This is a genomic window from Rahnella sp. 1L-D-7-B-C2 (genome assembly GCF_057290995.1).
Map to the genome: position 1 here is coordinate 351,163 of NZ_JBXAVQ010000003.1, position 17,473 is coordinate 368,635.

13 protein-coding genes are annotated in these 17,473 nt (G+C 42.6%); 12 read left to right on the forward strand and 1 reads right to left on the reverse strand.

All coding sequences use genetic code 11. The features are described 5' to 3' along the window. The first annotated feature begins 118 nt into the window (after positions 1-118). The 10 genes from AC0Z7K_RS07835 (at position 119) to AC0Z7K_RS07880 (ending at position 12,060) form a co-directional block, all read left to right on the forward strand. A complete protein-coding gene (locus AC0Z7K_RS07835) occupies positions 119-799 on the forward strand; it encodes a fimbrial biogenesis chaperone (protein ID WP_485613743.1) in 681 nt (226 codons plus the stop codon). Next, a complete protein-coding gene (locus AC0Z7K_RS07840; protein WP_485613744.1) occupies positions 756-1,841 on the forward strand; it encodes a fimbrial protein in 1,086 nt (361 codons plus the stop codon). The genes AC0Z7K_RS07835 and AC0Z7K_RS07840 overlap by 44 nt, the downstream gene beginning before the upstream one ends. A 378-nt stretch (positions 1,842-2,219) precedes the next feature. Then, positions 2,220-3,164 (forward strand): LysR family transcriptional regulator, encoded by a 945-nt coding sequence (locus AC0Z7K_RS07845; RefSeq protein ID WP_485613745.1) that lies wholly within the window; start codon positions 2,220-2,222, stop codon positions 3,162-3,164. A gap of 193 nt (positions 3,165-3,357) precedes the next feature. Further along, positions 3,358-3,873, forward strand: coding sequence for a fimbrial protein (locus AC0Z7K_RS07850; RefSeq protein ID WP_485613746.1), 516 nt, complete (start codon positions 3,358-3,360; stop codon positions 3,871-3,873). Between the two features lie 896 nt (positions 3,874-4,769). Further along, the gene (locus AC0Z7K_RS07855) at positions 4,770-5,297 is read left to right on the forward strand and encodes a fimbrial protein (RefSeq protein WP_485613747.1); all 528 of its coding nucleotides are present in this window, start codon (positions 4,770-4,772) and stop codon (positions 5,295-5,297) included. Positions 5,298-5,685: 388 nt separating this feature from the next. Then, positions 5,686-6,624, forward strand: coding sequence for a LysR family transcriptional regulator (locus AC0Z7K_RS07860; RefSeq protein ID WP_485613749.1), 939 nt, complete (start codon positions 5,686-5,688; stop codon positions 6,622-6,624). Positions 6,625-6,964: 340 nt separating this feature from the next. Next, entirely contained in the window at positions 6,965-7,528 is a 564-nt protein-coding gene (locus tag AC0Z7K_RS07865; protein ID WP_485613751.1) for a fimbrial protein, read from the forward strand. 63 nt (positions 7,529-7,591) lie between these two features. Next, positions 7,592-10,144, forward strand: coding sequence for a fimbria/pilus outer membrane usher protein (locus tag AC0Z7K_RS07870; protein WP_485613752.1), 2,553 nt, complete (start codon positions 7,592-7,594; stop codon positions 10,142-10,144). A gap of 11 nt (positions 10,145-10,155) precedes the next feature. After that, positions 10,156-10,878: a fimbrial biogenesis chaperone gene (locus AC0Z7K_RS07875; RefSeq protein WP_485613754.1), complete on the forward strand. Its 723-nt coding sequence runs from the start codon at positions 10,156-10,158 to the stop codon at positions 10,876-10,878. 12 nt (positions 10,879-10,890) lie between these two features. Next, complete coding sequence (locus AC0Z7K_RS07880) at positions 10,891-12,060, forward strand: fimbrial protein (protein WP_485613755.1); 1,170 nt, start codon at positions 10,891-10,893, stop codon at positions 12,058-12,060. Between the two features lie 93 nt (positions 12,061-12,153). On the opposite strand, the gene AC0Z7K_RS07885 is transcribed toward AC0Z7K_RS07880, so the two are convergent. Next, positions 12,154-15,234, reverse strand: coding sequence for an autotransporter family protein (locus tag AC0Z7K_RS07885; protein ID WP_485613756.1), 3,081 nt, complete (start codon positions 15,232-15,234; stop codon positions 12,154-12,156). Positions 15,235-15,981: 747 nt separating this feature from the next. Here AC0Z7K_RS07885 and AC0Z7K_RS07890 point away from each other — a divergent pair. Further along, positions 15,982-16,626 (forward strand): hypothetical protein, encoded by a 645-nt coding sequence (locus AC0Z7K_RS07890; protein WP_485613757.1) that lies wholly within the window; start codon positions 15,982-15,984, stop codon positions 16,624-16,626. Positions 16,627-16,689: 63 nt separating this feature from the next. Beyond that, on the forward strand, positions 16,690-17,331 hold the full coding sequence (locus AC0Z7K_RS07895) for a hypothetical protein (protein WP_485613758.1): 642 nt from the start codon (positions 16,690-16,692) through the stop codon (positions 17,329-17,331). The last annotated feature ends 142 nt before the right edge of the window (positions 17,332-17,473 follow it).

Genomic DNA, 17,473 nt, shown 5'->3' on the forward strand with positions numbered 1-17,473 from the left:
TGGGTGATGGAGTGTGACAAAACTAATATCTTCATTCCTGTTATTTTCATGGAATCATTCAGTGCTATAATGATTGAAACAATTATCTTACCACTGTGAATAAATTAAAGCTGGAATCATGAAAAAAATCATCCCTGCGATATTAATTGGTTTACTGTCTTTAGCATCCAGCTCTGTTATGGCGGGTGTAGAGATGGGGGCCACCAGAGTTATTTATAACTTTGATGCAAAAGAAGCTGCATTATCAATAAAAAACACAAGTGTAACGGACACATACTTAGTTCAGTCCTGGGTGGAATCTGATTCCGGCGTGAGGTCTCCGTTCACTGTCATTCCCCCTTTAACTCGTTTAGGCGGTAATGAAGAGCACGCATTGAGAATTATCAAGACGGGAGATAATTTACCCAAAGATCGAGAGTCTCAATTCTGGCTGGATGTTAAACCCATACCGGCTACTGATGACAAAAATACAAAAGACACCTTGCAGTTGATTGTGAAATCGCGATTAAAATTATTCTACCGACCTAAAGATTTAGTGGGCAACGTCGATGAGGCTTATAAAAATATTAAGTTCAATACAGAAGGTGGGAAACTTAAAGTAACAAATCCCACCGCTTACTATATAAGCTTTTACTCATTGCAGGTAGACGAAAGAGAAATTCCTGAAGCTAAAATGGTTCCGCCGAAAAGTTCTGTATTGTTTAACCTGCCTGCGGGAGGAACTACCCCACAAAGAGTGAAATGGCAGGTTATTGATGATTCTGGCAACCCAACAAAGACTGAACAAAAAACACTGTAAACAGGAAGTACACATTTTGAAACTAAAATATTTTATATCAACTGTAGTAATTTTGTTTACGACAATGCTATCCATAAATAATGCAAATGCAGAGGTTGTTTTTCCTGTGGAATGTACTTTTGCCCCTGGATACTCAGTCAGTACATCCACATTAAATCTTCCTGCTGTCGTTAATATACGTGCCGGGACGCCGGTCAAAACTCTCTTATGGGATTCTGGCTGGTTAAATGGTGGTAATACCTCTATAAAGTGTGCTCCAGGATTTACGAGTACCACTAACATCCTGACCTTCCCCGTCTCTGGTGGATATCTTAACAGCGCGACACTTTCTCCAATAGGAGATGGTATTTATAATACTGGAATACCGGGGATCGGTTTGAAAGTATTCTATTCAAATAGCCATGATTTATCTATTCAACAATTCGTACTGACGTCACCGCGAACATCTGTAACAGCTAAATTAACTAGCCTTGATACTATACCCTATTATCCTGCTTCTGAGTACAAAGTTCAATTTTGGAGTACCGGGACTTATGCCAATGGCAGTACAGTATTTCCAAGCCCGCTGGCAAATGTAAAGTATGCTGATTTATTAACAAACCAGGTTTCATTTACCAATACAAAATTTGTCGTTAATCTAGTCGGGTGTACCGTTAGTTCTTCAGTTAATGTTGATCTTGGCAATGTCAGTGCTTCTGCTTTTACTGGTGTGGGGAAAACAAGTGACTTTAAGAATTTTTCTATTCCACTAAGCTGCTATGCGGGTACTAAAATATCCACCACCATTGACGCGACGCAAGACTCTTCAAATGTTGCCGGTGTTATTAAATTGCTTTCTCAAACTAACAGCGCAACCGGATTAGGGGTGCAGCTTTATTATTCGGGCGGTTCGGCCGTAGCGTTTGGCACAAAAACATTATTTAAAAGTTCCTCTTCAACAACTGAAAGTATTAACCTGGCTGCGCGTGTTTACCAGACTCAGAAAGACGTTACAGTGGGCAAGGTCGGTGCGGTAGCTTATCTGACCATGACATACGAATAAAAATTCATTATCAGATAATAATGTTATTTAAAATGCTCTCGTGTCATTACCAGAGCATTTTTAGATGAAATTCAGGTTGTTATACGTTCTGGGTGAATAAGGTATTATTCAGTTGATATTTTAACTCAATGTATAGCTTTGCGTGATTTATATAAAACAACGTGCTGGTTTTTTATTGCAAGTGTTTTTTTGGTTGAGATTTAGTGATAACTTCCTTAATAAAAATAAGGTAAGGAATATGATGTGGGTCTGGCTGGGCTGTGTAGTTGCTAATTATTTATAATAAAAATCACTCATTCGTACCATGATGTATATCCTAGTATTACATCACCCTGAGTGAGCCCACAGTAATGCTCTAAATGTCAACGGATAGTTACAATGAAAGAAAATAATGTCATAGATAATATCGAAAAGTTAAAAGAATTTGATCTTAACCTTCTTGTGGTGTTTGAAACAATATACACCTACAAAAGTGGGATGAGAGCTGCAACTGTATTGGGGGTCAGCCCTTCAGCGGTCAGTCAGTCTTTGCAAAAATTGCGTAACTACTTTTCGGATCCGTTATTTGTACGGGACGGAAAAGGGGTCGCACCTACTTCAGTAGCCAGCAATCTGCATGAGCAGATTGGCCTGGGCTTTGGGCGAATTGTGAATACTTTAAGTGAATTTTCGGGGCAGGAAAACTCGCGAAAATTCATTATCTACTCATCGCCCTATGCGGCGACGCGCATTCTGCCTGACATGGTCAATGTACTACAACGTGAACGGCTAGACTTTGAATTTACCCATATCAGTTCAGACGACATGATTGGCTCTACTGAGGATTTACTAAGTTACCGTAAGGCAGATATTGTTTTTGATACTAACCCTCATTACAGTTTTTCAACGGTAACGCAGGCCTTTATGCAAGATAGTGTGGCCGCTGTCTGCCGTAAAGATCACCCACGGCTGGCTGATATATTAACCACTGAAAGTGCTCAAAGAGAAAAGTCAACATTCCTGACGGTTGACTCAGATATGTTGCATCTGACGCAAACACAAATAAACCAACATTATGGTGACCGTAAGTTTTTATTTAGCAGCAGCTCTGTCATGGCTACGATAGCCATGGTGGAGAAAACGGATTGCATAGGTTATGTTCCAAGGTGGTTTGCTGAAAAGGTTGCTGCAAGTTTTGATATTCGTATTCTTCAGTCGGCTATGGTCACTGAGCCGGTTGTCACCTACATGACTTACAATAAATCATCAATGCGTAATGATAACTTTAACTCCCTGATTAAAGCATTAGAGCAGGCCAGAAAAAGCGAAATTAAAACAGTGTGAATTTAATTTAGATGGTTGTTAAGTTATGATTATTTTGAATGTCATTGCTATTTTTAATCTGTAAGTCTCTCTCAATTAACTGCTCCTCCCTAACTCTGGAAGTAGTGTTCGACGTGGCTAGATTGCCACTTGCTTATACCGTCTATGAGAACATAGACTTCAATTAAAAGGTGAAGGAAATATGAAGTTTTGCATGAAGAAAATATCTGCACAGGTATTACTGTGTTTATCTGTTGCGGCGGTTTGTGCTCCTGCTATGGCAACGGACTCTACGATAAATATTACGGGGAAAGTCGTTGCAACGTCTTGTACAGTCGCGCCTGGACAACTGAACGTTGTCATTCCTGATGTTGATGCAAGTGTATTGGCAGATGCGGCAGGTTTCTCCTCATTCTTAGAATTTGCAATCAGTGTTACTGGTTGCCCAGCAACCACTACCGCGGCAGATGTTAGTTTTAACGGTACTGCATCTCATGCCGATTTTTATAAAAACACTGGTACTGCACAGAATGTGGATGTTGAGCTAACGACAGTTTCCGGGCAAAAAAATATGGGTCCTGGCAAAGTGTTTGGTGCAATTGCATTCAATGCAACAACTCATGACGCCACTATAAATCTTAAGACAAGGATACGTAATGGTGGTGATGGCAAGGCAGCGACACCGGGTACAGTCATATCGGCAGTTCAAATGACGCTTGCTTACCGATAAAAATATTGATTCAAGAGTAAATTGTAAAAGCAACTTCTCGCGCAAAGATTCAGCAGGCGGTGAGATATGTACAATTTTCATTGGTTTTTGCAAAACACGATCCCTGTCAATTATTTATGCTATAGATAGGGATCGAGCTTATAGCTGGTGATGCCTGCAAATGCTTTATACCTTTTTAAACCCCAGCAGCTTTTCTGTACGACTATCAATCCAATCTTTTTGTCAGGTACGTACAGAGCGTTCTATAAACACGTTATGTGTCGGCTTGGCTGGCTTGAGAAATTCCTGCATCATGCTAAGTTCTTCAGACTAATGAACCAGAACCAGTGATTTAAGTTCCCACCCGTTATCCTCCCGCCATATTTCGCCTTGTCCTTTTTATCGCCGGCTTCGGAAATAGCCGCCTAGCGACATGCATCTTCGACGGTGCTGCCAGCTTCGACTGTTTCAGTACGGCGATCATCAAATGCTCAGTGAACGGTATCTTTTACATAGCGATCTCCGCAGTGAATGTAATCTGTATGTCGGCGGGTCCCTAAAATTGAATTGGCTGAATTAAAGTGGCATGTACAAAAACAGTGGAGAGAAAAAAATAAAGCAAGCGGGCATAATTATTTCATAATTTATTGCGTAATATTTTCAGCACTTGTTACTAACTTACTGTTTAATAAGGAAGATGGTTCTAAATGAAGATTGACTTAATTTGAAATTAAGCGTGATGATGTTTTCATAAAAACCAGCTGTGTTAATATCACTTTACAGATTAATTCTATCTTAAATCTGTGCGACGACTTAGTTAACTGTTTAGCCCGTAACTCAGGTATAGAGTGTCAAGTGGCTAGATTGTCACTTATTTATACTATGTATGACAACTTAAATGAAAAGGTAAGGGAAATATGAAATTTTTCATGAAGAAAATATCTGCACAGGTATTACTGTGTTTATCTGTTACGGCTGTGTGCGGTCATGCTATGGCAGCAGACTCTACGATTAACATCACAGGGAACGTTGTCGCAACGCCTTGTACAGTAGCCCCCGCACAACTGAACGTGGTCATCCCTGATGTTAATGCAAGCGCCCTCGCAACAACAGGGTCAGCATCGGATTTCTTGCTTTTTGGTATTAATGTGACGAATTGCCCTGCAACCACTACCGCTGCTGACGTGAGTTTTAATGGTACTGCATCACATACTGACTATTACAAAAATACAGGTACTGCACAAAATGCGGATGTTGAACTGACGACTGATTACGGAACCAAAAATATGGGACCTGGGAAAGCATTTGGTGCAATTGCTATTAATGCCACAACCCATGATGCTTCTATCAGTCTGAAGACAAGGATACGTAATGGCGGTGATGGCAAAGCTGTGACGCCTGGTACGATCATTGCCGCGGTTCAAATGACGCTGGCTTACCGGTAAGAACCGCTTTATGAGTAAATTGTAAAAGCAATATCTCGCGTAAAGATGCAGCAGGCGGTGAGCTATGTACAATTTTCACTGGTTTATTGCAAAATGCGATCTCTCTCCGCTATTTATGATGCAGATGAGAGGTCGCATTTGCGTCCAGCGTACCCGTCAGTGAAGGGACATACTTTTAAACCCCCCCAGCCGTTTTTTCGTACGACTGACCAACTTACAGTGTGACTTGTTTGTTCCATACAGTTTTACTGCCGTAACAGCGAAGAGTGCTGTCACATCCGGTTATTTACCTACTATTGTAATTATCTTTTTCAATAATTTGGCTTTTTCTGATAACTCCACCAATACTTAGGGGCGATGAAACCTTTGTATAAAATAAGGCGGGGTTGTGAAAGACACGAATGTTGTGGAAAATTTACAGAAACTCAAAGATTTCGATTTAAACTTGTTGAAAGTATTTGAAACGGTCTACATCAGCGGTAGTGGTATGCGTGCTGCCGAAATTCTGGGTGTGACTGCTTCGGCGATAAGCCAGTCATTGCAAAAACTCAGGATATTTTTTAATGATCCGCTATTTATCCGTGAAGGGAAAGGGGTCTCCCCGACCAGCGTTGCCGATAAAATACACGAAAGCATCAGCGAGAACATCGGACTGCTTTTTGAACAATTGCTGATTTCTGAACCTTTAGCACTCAGTCAGGTGACGATTTATTGCACGCCATTTACCGCACTTCGGGTCATGCCATCACTCGCATTGGCTTTAAAAGATGCGGGTTTACAGTGTGGTATAAAGCATATTAGTTCTGATGCTATGGTTGATTCGACCGAGGAAATTTTGACCTTCCGTAAAGCCGATTTAGTGTTTGATTCGGCCCCTTATTATAGTTTTTCAACCGTTACTGAGATTTTTGACTCAACTCAGGCCGTTGCTGTTTGTCGCAAAGATCATCCACGTATTGGTGACACACTGATACAGGAAAACATGAAAGATGAAATGTCCACCTTCTTATTGAACGAAACAGATTCCGTAAAAAATATTCAGGTACTGATTGAAGATTTCTTTACAAAAAGGAACTTTGCTTACAGCAGCAGTTCACTTATTACAATTCTTGGTATGACGGAATCTTCTGATTATATCAGCTTTGTTCCTGATTGGTTTGCCGAAAAATTTGTTGAATGCTTTAACTTGAAAATATTAAAATGTGATTTTGTTTTGCCCATAGTTAACACTTACATGACATATCACAAGAATCTAATTAAAAACCCTGAACTTCATCAGGTTGTCAAAGCAATGCAAAATCATATGCGTGATTTTGTTAAAAAATAATAACGTTCGTTTGATATGACTGGGCAGTGCCCAGTCTGATATATAATAAACTTGTTATCTCATTCCGCTGTATATCTTCCCTTGTATTTTCCAAATCACCCCTCACGATGTTGATTCATTTAATTATTGAATGTGTTGTAGGCTTTTCATATTTTCTGAATGTGTTGATTTAATGGAGGTATTTTAGAAACAAACGCCGAGATTAAATTTTTCTAAATTAAGATTTCAGCGTAGCTAAATGTTGATTGATGTCATTTGGATTATACTAATTTCTCTGGAATTATTCTGGTGCACATTACATGGTGTGTCAAATGTATAATGATCAACATTGGACTATATAATGAAACGTTTTGTTCTTAAATCATTACCCGCATTCATTTTTCTGTCTGCTACGGGCTATACCACACTGGCATCAGCTTCAGATGGTGATATTACCTTTAACGGTCAGGTAGTGGCGTCGGCGTGTACTCTTAGCGGCTTCAACGGCGGTACTACTGCTAATGGTGCTGTGATGTCATTAGCCTCAGTAACGCCAACCTCGTTCGCTGCAGCGGGTGGCTATGCGGGTATGAAAGATTTCACTATCGATCTTAAAGATTGTGATACGACTACGGTGAAAAACGCACAGGTATCTTTCAGCGGAACACCAGATACCATCGATAATTCAATCCTGAAGAACAGCCAAACTAACGGTCCTGCATCAGGTGTTGGTATTGCAATTCTGGAAAACGACGGTTCTACGCTGGTAGATATTAACGGGGGTACGCCTTCAAAAGCTCAGGCGCTTTCTACCGGGAATACCTCACTCTTGTTTAAGGTGGCTTATAAAGCCAATACATCTACCCCGGCAGTGACTGCAGGTAATGTTAGCGCCAAAACGTTTGTAGATATTACCTATCAGTAACATTTTTCTTACTGAAAATTTGAGTGGTTTTATTTGTTAAATAACAAAAGCAGACATATTGTGATGAAAATTCATTCTACTTTGTTAATGATTATTGTCATAGGTATGCCTGCTTTTTATTCATTTAATAGTCACGCGCAAGATACTCCTGCACCAAATTCATCTGAGTCTCCTTCCTTCGATGCTGACTTTTTACGCAAAGATACTCAGACAGTTCCTCAACAGTTTTATCATCCAGATCAAACAGAACCTGGCGTGAAAACGGCAGATATAGTTCTCAATGGCCGAACGTTATTTAAAACAAAAGTCGAATTTATTCCTGTAAAAGACCGAGAAGGGGCTGCACCTTGTTTAACCCAAGCTTTACTACATCAAATGGGATTAGATCACCATCTGAATGAACTGGCAAAGAATGGCGATGAAGTTTGCTATGACCTTTCAGCCAAATGGCCGGATGCCAGAATTCAGTATGACGAATCTATGCAGCAGTTAGTTGTCACCGCACCTCAGGCGGCGATGAATGTTTCTACACAAACCGAGATGATTGACCCTACACTTTGGGACAGCGGGGTAAACGCCCTCAAATTAAGTTACTCCGGCTATGTCTATCATACTGAAAATCACGACACGAATACGGATCCGTCCAGCAGTGATACGGCCTATCTGAGCCTTAATTCAGGCGTAAATTTTGGCAACTGGCGTTTCTACAGTTTTGATACTTTCAACAAATCCGAAAGGGGCTGGGAACAAAACCACGATCGTGCATATGCTGAGCGGGATGTCGCCGCGCTGGTTTCCCGTTTTACCGTCGGTGATGTTTACGCCAGTACTTCCAGTGATGTTTTAGGTATTTTGCCCGTACGCGGGATGACACTGGAAACGAATGCCCAAATGCTACCATCAGATACGTTCAGTTATTCGCCTGTTATACGTGGCGTAGCACGCAGCAATGCGCGGATTGTTATCCGCCAGCGTGGCAACATTATTTATAGTAAAACGGTATCACCCGGCAGCTTTGCCATTTCGGACTTAAATAACGGGCAAATCGGCGCTGATTTAGATGTCACGGTTGAAGAGAGCGACGGTAGCCAGCAACATTTTACGGTGCCTTATACGTCGCTGCCCAACATGCTGCGTCCCGGCACCTGGCGTTACAGTGTCAGCGGAGGCCGCTATCGCGACAGTGGCATTGCTTATCAGCCAATGGTTGCTCAGGGAAGTTTACAGTACGGCTGGGATCAATTAACCCTCAGTGATCTGTTGGTCATGGGGGAAGGATATCAGTCCATGGCGCTGAGCGGCGCGTTCAATATGGGCGTGCTGGGGAGTGTATCGCTGGACTGGGCGCTGGAGCAACATCAGTCAACCAGTGATGGAAATCACAGCAACCAGAACTACACTCAGGCTGAGAGCGTGGGAGAAGGCGGACGGGCGTTACGTCTGCTTTATGCGAGGCGGTTCGACAGCTCCGATACCTCACTGCAAGTTATGGGATATCGCTATCAAACCCAGGATTTTATGGATTTCCCCGAATACGCTGGCTGGCGATGGGGGGATGATGAGACGCGGTATCATCGTAAAAATGAAATTCAAACCACGGTAAATCAAGGCTTAGGCAAATTTGGCAGTGGTTATTTCACGTTACAGCAAGACAGTTATTATGACTCAAACGTCAAGGACACGTCCTTAACTATGGGGTATAGCTTCAATGTCCGGGCCGTAAACGTGAACGTAAGCTATAGCTATCAGGCAAATTCCGGGGATGAGTCGTCCGGTGGCAACGGCCCTGACCGCCAGTTGTCATTGAATTTCTCTGTGCCGCTGGATATGGGGGAAAAACGTAGCCGCAATCTTTCCTATAGCACCAACAGCAGTAACCATTCTGGCGGATCGCAGATGGCGACCGTGTCCGGCACTGAGCTGGACAGCGCCCTGAACTATTCACTCTCGGCGCAGCACGACAGCAACGGTTATTCACCAGCGGGTTCACTGGCTTATCGCAACAGCATGGCAAATATGAATGCCAGCGCAAGTGCCAGCCAGGGAAGCAATCAGTATTCAGCCGGGATTTCGGGCGGCGTAGTGGCGTACGGGCAGGGGGTCGTGCTCTCCCAGCAACTGGGAGATACCATTGCCATCATTGAAACGCCAGGGGCGGAGAACATCAGTGTAGAAGGGCAACCGGGAGTATCGACCAATCGCTGGGGACGGGCTGTTGTACCGTCGATATCGGCTTACCGTGATAACTCACTGTCACTTGATACGTGTCACGCGGCGGATAATGTCGAACTGGTTGATGGCGGTGAAAACGTCATCCCAACCCACGGCGCTGTCGTCGTCCGCCGCTTTCAGACCAAAGTCGGGCGCCGGGCAATCGTCATGCTATCGATGCCCGACGGTAAACCAGCACCTTTTGGTGCCAGTGCATGGCAAGGCAAGGAGCAGGTCGGCATGGTGGCCGATAACGGGCTGCTGTATCTCAATGGTGTTTTGGATGACGGAGATTCAGCCCTGCATTTGACAATGGAAAACAACACCCAGTGTCAGTTTATTTTACCTTTATCCAAAGACCAGTCAGAACCCTGGTATCAACAAGTTAATGCGATTTGTCGCTAACAGAGAAATGTATGAAATTGACTAAAATTGCAGTGCCAGTATTAATGAGCCTTCTATTATTAACCAATGTAGCTTCAGCGGCAGTACGACCGGCCCTGACAAGGGTTATCGCATTAGAAAGTGATAAAGAGACCTCAATTAAGTTACTCAACGACGATAAAACCCATGACTATCTTGTTCAGTCCTGGGTTGAGGATCAAAAAGGTAATGATAAGAATCTGCCGGTGATCCTCACACCGCCGTTATTTAAAATCGGCGCGGGGCGCGAAGGTAAATTACGCATGGTCATTGTGCCGGGCAAAGTGCAGCAGGATCGCGAATCCGTTTACTGGCTGTGGATCCAGGAGATTCCGCCGGTAAGCAAAGTTGAGGGTAATCAGTTGCAGGTCGCCGTACGAACGCGTCTGAAAGTCTTTATTCGACCTACCACGCTAAAAGAAAAGCCTGCTGATACCGTTAATAAATTGCAGTGGCAGGTCAGCAGTCAGGATGGAAAAATCTGGCTTATCGCGAAAAATCCGACCGAATATTATGCCAGTTTCTCCGAGTTAAGCGTCACTGCCGGGGGCAAACCAATCCCGTTAGCTGATAAAAACGCAATGGTTCCGGCGAAAGGTGAAACCCGCTATGCACTGCCCGCAGGTGTTGTCGGGAAATCAGGCACATTGAATTACTCTGCGATCAATGATTTTGGTGGCGAAACGCCAGTGTTGCATCAGTCTTTGAAATTTTAACGGGCAGTAAATATGAAAAGAAAGGTTTCGGGATTTAACGTCACTGCTTTTACAGCGGCTTTCATGCTGTTCTGTGTATTTCCAGCCACAACATTTGCTGCGGTTTTGCATTGTGATATTGATTCCGGAGGTGCACAACCTTTCTCGCCTTATACCCGGGAAAACCCGATTGCTGCCGATCAGAACACGCCTGACTACACGGTTGTGCTGTCACTGGATTACGCCCAGTTTTTACCCAATATGCGTCTGACATGCACTTCTGACGGACAAGAGTTTGAAGCACCTGCGGCCTTCAATGGCACGATAAGCCTTAGTCTGAGTGCGGTAAATGATAAGGCACTGAACTGGACCGGTGAGGCAGATACCACAAACAACGGCATCAAGCTTAAGATGTACATTAAGGCAGTTTCAATTAATGAAGAAACACTGCCAAGCAGTTATCCACCTGCGGCAATGGCAGCGGGCAAACGCCTGGGCGTGGAGTACCCTATTGTCAATGGTAAAGATGACACCACGCTCGTGGAGTTCGGTGCACAATATAACGCCGCAAAGACGCTGTATAAATACGATAATAAATATAACTTCGCCGTCGAATCAATGCGCGCGGAGCTGATTAAATTTGGCTGGATGGAATACGGTTCCCAGGCGGTGATCCCGTCGGGGGCACATTTAACCTTCACCATCGACGGGCTCGGCGGCATTGCAACTGTTGATGTCCCTCTTGGTTCTGGTGTCTATATCGCCGCACCTTCCTGCTCCCTGGATAACAAACATCAGGTGGTTGATTTAGGCAGTATCCGCAAAAGTGGCAGTGGGACTTTCCCGCAGGAAGGGCCACTGACCCGTTTTGGGATGGATTTTACCTGTAGCAGTTACACCAGTAATGTAGAATTTACCTTTGACGATGCGAATGCCGTGATTAATGGGAAAGATACTCTGGTAGTTCATGATGCGGCTGACAACAAAGCACTCAGCGGTATTGCCGTCGAGATTTATGACAGTGAGGGAAAGGTGGTCAAAACCGGCGTGAAACAAAATCTGGGGATAGGGCAACAGGGTAAAAATACCGCCTCTTTCCAGGCGGCAATTGTGCAGACAGCCGCCAATGTAACGGATTCCGGGGGGAATAGTTTTACCGGTAAGATCACTGCGAAGGCTAATGTTACTATTACCTATTATTGAACGTTTGATGCTTTTCTAAATGATCTGAAGTGCTTGAATTTATTTAAACAATAAAAAGCCAATCCTATAGGATTGGCTTTTTTAAAATTACACTTAGAAGTTGACATTGACTCCGACAATACCACTGTAACCTTCAAAGGCGTTATCGAAGGATTTTTGATATTGCCCCTCTGCATAGAGTTCACTTTCATTCGTGAATTTGTATGAAATTCCCCCTCCGGCTTGCCAATGATCTTCGCTCATTTGGCTATTCAAGGTTTGATCGGCAATCGTTACATCAGGATTAGTGCCTGTGGAAGTCACAGCATCAAGGGTGATGTAAGGAATAAATACCGGATCATCTCTCATAAGACGTAGGCCGCCCCTTGCTTCAACTGCACTTTGAGAGACTCCAGAAATAGCGCTAATTTCATCACTGAAACTTTCAAGATTAATATACTGATATTTTACTTGTGCCTGGTACTCAATTTTAAATTGGTTGTATAACGTGTAAGGTTTCCCTGCCTCGACAGACCCGACAACCCCGTAACCTTGTTGTTCGGCATCGCTTGCACTGTCGTAATGGTTACGGTAATAGCTAGCCATCGAAACAGTATCAATATATCCGCCGTTTTTTCCCATTATCGTGTAATAGCCACCGAGACTATAAATATCAGAATTGATACTCCCGGTATTAACAGACAGTAAAGGATTCACTCCCCGCGCACTATCTTCAGCATCTGTTTTCTGATTACCAATAGTAACCATTATCCCGGCTTTGTGTTCGGTTTGCTCATTGTCTTTATTATCATAGAGATCTACTCCAAGCTGTGCGAACCAGGTATCAGTAGAATAACTAAAACGGTCCGGGTCATTGCGCTGGTGGCTGGCAGAAGTTCTGCCCCAGACATTGCTGTTGTGTGAAACTCCGTTGCCGGTTCGCTGATGATAGGTACCAATTGAATCGAAACCGTAGCGCTGATTGAGGGCCGGTGCTGCTATATATCCCGCAACTTCTTGCCGCCATGGAATATCAGTGCTACCCGGCGTTGGGTCTGGCGCAGGTGCTGGGTCTGGCACAGATGTTGGGTCCGGTTCAGGCGTTGGGTCTGGTTCAGGCGTTGGGTCTGGTTCAGGCATTGGGTCTGGTTCAGGTGTCGGGTCTGGTTCAGGCGTTGGGTCTGGCACAGGCGTTGGGTCGGGGGTAAATGAAGAACGCAAATACCAGTCATTCGCGTCTGTTGAACTACCCTGATATAAGAGATATTCATAGGAACCCACTGCAACACGATTAGCAAGTTTCACATTGCCTTGTGTCGTTCCATCTACCTGAATAATATCAATGCCGTCACCGGTCGTCAGTGCGCCAGTGCCATCAGTATTATTTACCTTTAGATTGTAATCCCCCTCCATATTACCTGTTACATGCAGAACATCACTCGCTGAGGAATCATCGCCAAGTTGGGTATTTAATATTAGTGTTCCTCCTCCTGTCATGTTACCTGCAACATTGAGTGTTGAAAACTGATTACCATTTGAGAGGAAGTTTAATGTTCCATTTGATGCCAACTGATTGACGGTTGAAGTATTGGTTATATCCCACTGACTTGAGTCATCAACGGTTACGCTATCCACCCATGCGCTACTGCCTTGCCATCGCGAGCTATCGGAAAGCATAATGTTTGTCGTGTTATCGCCGTATTCATCTCGTTGAGTAATGACATCACCTTGCAAATAAGAATTACCACTCGCTGCAAGATTTACTGTACTTGATAGAGGGGATTTATTAACAATACCGGTATTTGCTTCAAGCAAAATGCCATTTCCACCAATGAGTTCAGAACTATCTTGCAGATCAATATTTATTTTTGCACCAACCAAGTCTATTGCACTACTTTTTTCTGTGTTAAAACTAGAGTGAATTATTGCTAATGTTGATGTTGGATCCGATGTACTTGAACCGGTTGAATAGATCCCATAGGCTCTCGTTCCCTGCGTTGAAAATTGACTATTAGAAATTTTTGTCGTGGTACCGTATGAAACTCGTAAACCCGCTGAATCATCACCGGTTGTCACCACGGTTGTACTATCTGCGATAATCTTTGAGCCATACATATTGTATATGCCTGCACTGTTCGCACCCTGTGTTTTAATTTTATTATTATTGAGTGTCAGTGTTCCACCTCTTGCTACCACTGCCGCCGGACTATTTATTCCGAATGTACTTAAATCAAGGTTGTTGGAATTGAGCTGATATGTACTATACAACGCGTATGATTGTTCGCCATATGTTGTAATATCGCTATCCTTAATGTTCATATAACCATAATCTTCTACAGCATGACCTCCTGAACCATTCGTTGATAAAGATATATTTTCAGCATTTAGAGTGGCAGTGGATCCAGATACCCATATTCCAGCATAACCATCACCAGTCGCTGTAAGGGTTGAATCGCTAACAGTCGTTTCGCTATAGGCATTACTGTTGATTAATAATCCGGGCGAACCAGTTCCGTTTCCAGAAATATTACTATTAGAAATATTAACGACTGCCTTTTTTGACGATTTCCCTAATGCACTAATGACATTTTGTGAATAATTACTCGTCTGGTTAATTTGTGAGTTATCAACTGAGACAGTAGATGATTGAGCATTAATAGAAGTTACGCTGGTACTGTCAATTTTACTGTCAGAAAAGTTAACAACTGAGCCATTCATAGCTGTAATAACTGAACTTAAAGACGAATCCGATGTGTCAACAATATTTATTCCGCGACCAGTAATTTTTGAACCATTTCCATCTGCGATGATGGTATCTGTATCACCACCATTAGTCTTTACAGTTACGGTGTTTAAATTAATTGTGCCACCGCTTTTGGCATAGATCGCCTGACCGTTAGCCGAAGTGATTTCACCATCAACGAAACTTATATTGCCGTTGTTTAATGTGTAAAGTGCAACATCGTTCTTGCCTGTAATAGAGAGGTTGCTATTGTTGATAATGGCATTACTATTATAACCGTTTACCTTTACTGCAACCTGACTGGATTGGTCGATAGAAATTGATGCTCCCTCAAAAGTCCCAGTTTCACCGTCAATCAAAGAGATAGGATCCTGAGCAACAGAGTAACTGGCTGGGAACATGAGACCGTATAATATACTGGTTAGCAATTTTTTTCTAAAAGGTTTAATCACGGGGACACTCCTTGTCCAATTGTTAGAGGAACGGCTAAAAGTAACCATAGGAACCATTAAATCAGAAAATGAATTTTTATACATAAGTTGAATGTAAATTAACTTTCTTAATTCAGATTTTTTTATTTATTTAATTTAAAATCATGAGGTTAAGATAATTAATTTTAAGTTAACTTACACTTTACCTATTCTTAATTAATATAAGGTCTTAAACGTAAAAGATATTTTTCTAATGGTATTTTTTTGCCGCCTTAATTCATTGCTGCCGATATCAGCAGCGAATAGCCAGTTATCAGTGGCCCGGACGCGGTATCTACCTGACCGTACATGTAAGGGTAGATGGCCAACGACACCGATTTCGACCTTGCGGTAGAGTGCAGTGAGTGTCCAGATAATGTGCAGGGATGCAAGCCAGCAGTGCTGGTGGTGAGTTATAAGTGAAATCTTAAAAAATGTTCGGATAATGTAAAAGCACGGATTCTTTTAATAAATAACCCCAAAAATACGAAAAGGCATGATCTTATATTCTTATAGTAGTTTTCTAAAAAATGAGTAATATCAATAAATAGCATAATAAATGATGAGATTTTTTATCAAGCTCGTTTATATTCATTTATGTTGATTTCTTTCAACCAGAAATCTTTTATAGGATGATAGTAATCCCATTAATTATTTACCTTTATATTTTAGTAATGCTACTAATAAATAAGGGTTGGGATTGGGTTGTTTATTGTAAAGGGAGATAAAATGTCTATTCAGGAGCTAAGAAGTTTTCGCTGTCGACAGTTTGAATTACAAACTCAGGGCGGGTTTTGTTGTGGGATTAGTGTAGCGCTTGCGACACATCTTCTTGAATGCGGCGAAGGGTTTTCACACCCCCTTAGCCCCCTACAGGTCTTCGATTATGTACAAGAGTATATGGGAGCCGTTCGTGTGTCGGGGAATATTTTGGAAGATACGATCACGCCAGGATTTCAGCATTTTCGTCAAAGGATTTTTAATCTTCAATCACAACATAGGTGTTGTAGACATCCTATGAAGCCATTCGTGAGAGGATGCGGAGTGGTTTTGCTGGCTTTATCTGTGGCGAAAACTCGCGGGCGTGGTAATAATTGTGCTTACCTAAAAAGCCCAGACTATTATCCGAAGAATCACATGGGAATAGCATTTTATGGTACAGGAGATGAAATATTTATTTTCGACCCTAATACGGGAGGAATGATTATCCGCTGGAACGAAGATAGTATTACACCTACGGTGATTCATGCCCTTGATTGTGCGTTGCTGAGAATGTACAAAATGTATGACCGCATGCAAGGTATTCGCACGGCGAATGTCGTGATGCCACAAATGATAGCTGAAAACTATTTACCGTTTGGGGATTATACATAACAGCCATTTCAAATGACTCATGTTTAAGTCTTTAAGGGATGTTTATGATAAAGGGATGTAAAAATGTCTATTCAGGCGCTTAATCGCTTTCGTTGTCGTCAGTATGAATTACAAACTCAGGGTGGGTTTTGTTGTGGGCTCAGTATAGCGTTGGCAGTACATCTCACTGAATGTGCAGAAGGTTTGTCACTCCCACTGACACCGCTTCAGGCGTATAAATATATAAAAGAGTATATGGGCGCGGTTCGTATGTCCGGTAATATTTTGGAAGATACGACTACTCCGGGATTTCAGACTTTCCGTCAAAGAATTTTTAATCTGCACTCCCGATATACCTGCACTATTTTTCCTGAAAAGCCATTTGTGAAAGGGTGCGGTGTAGTATTGCTGGTTTTATCGGTGGGAGATACCTACAAACGTACTGATAATTGTGCATTCTTAAAAAACAGCTTTTATCCAATGAATCATGAGGGGATAGCTTTCTACGGTACCGGGGATGAAATCTTTATTTTTGATCCTAATGCGGGCGGAATGATTATCCGCTGGAACGAGGATTGCTTTACGCCTACGGCGATTCATGCCGTTGATTGTGCGTTGCAGAAAATGTACAAAATGCACGACCGTATGCAAGGTGCTCGCACGGCGAATGTTGTGCGCACGGAAATGATTGCTAAAAATGCTATGCCTTATGGGGATTGTATATAACAGCAATTTCAAATGACGAATATTCAGTTTTTTAGGAAAACCTATACTGCTGGTTGCCCACGAAAACATCGTCATGAGTTGAAAACAAAAAGGGCGCCAGATTCACACCTGCGCCCTTAACGACTTTTATCGGATTAATAAC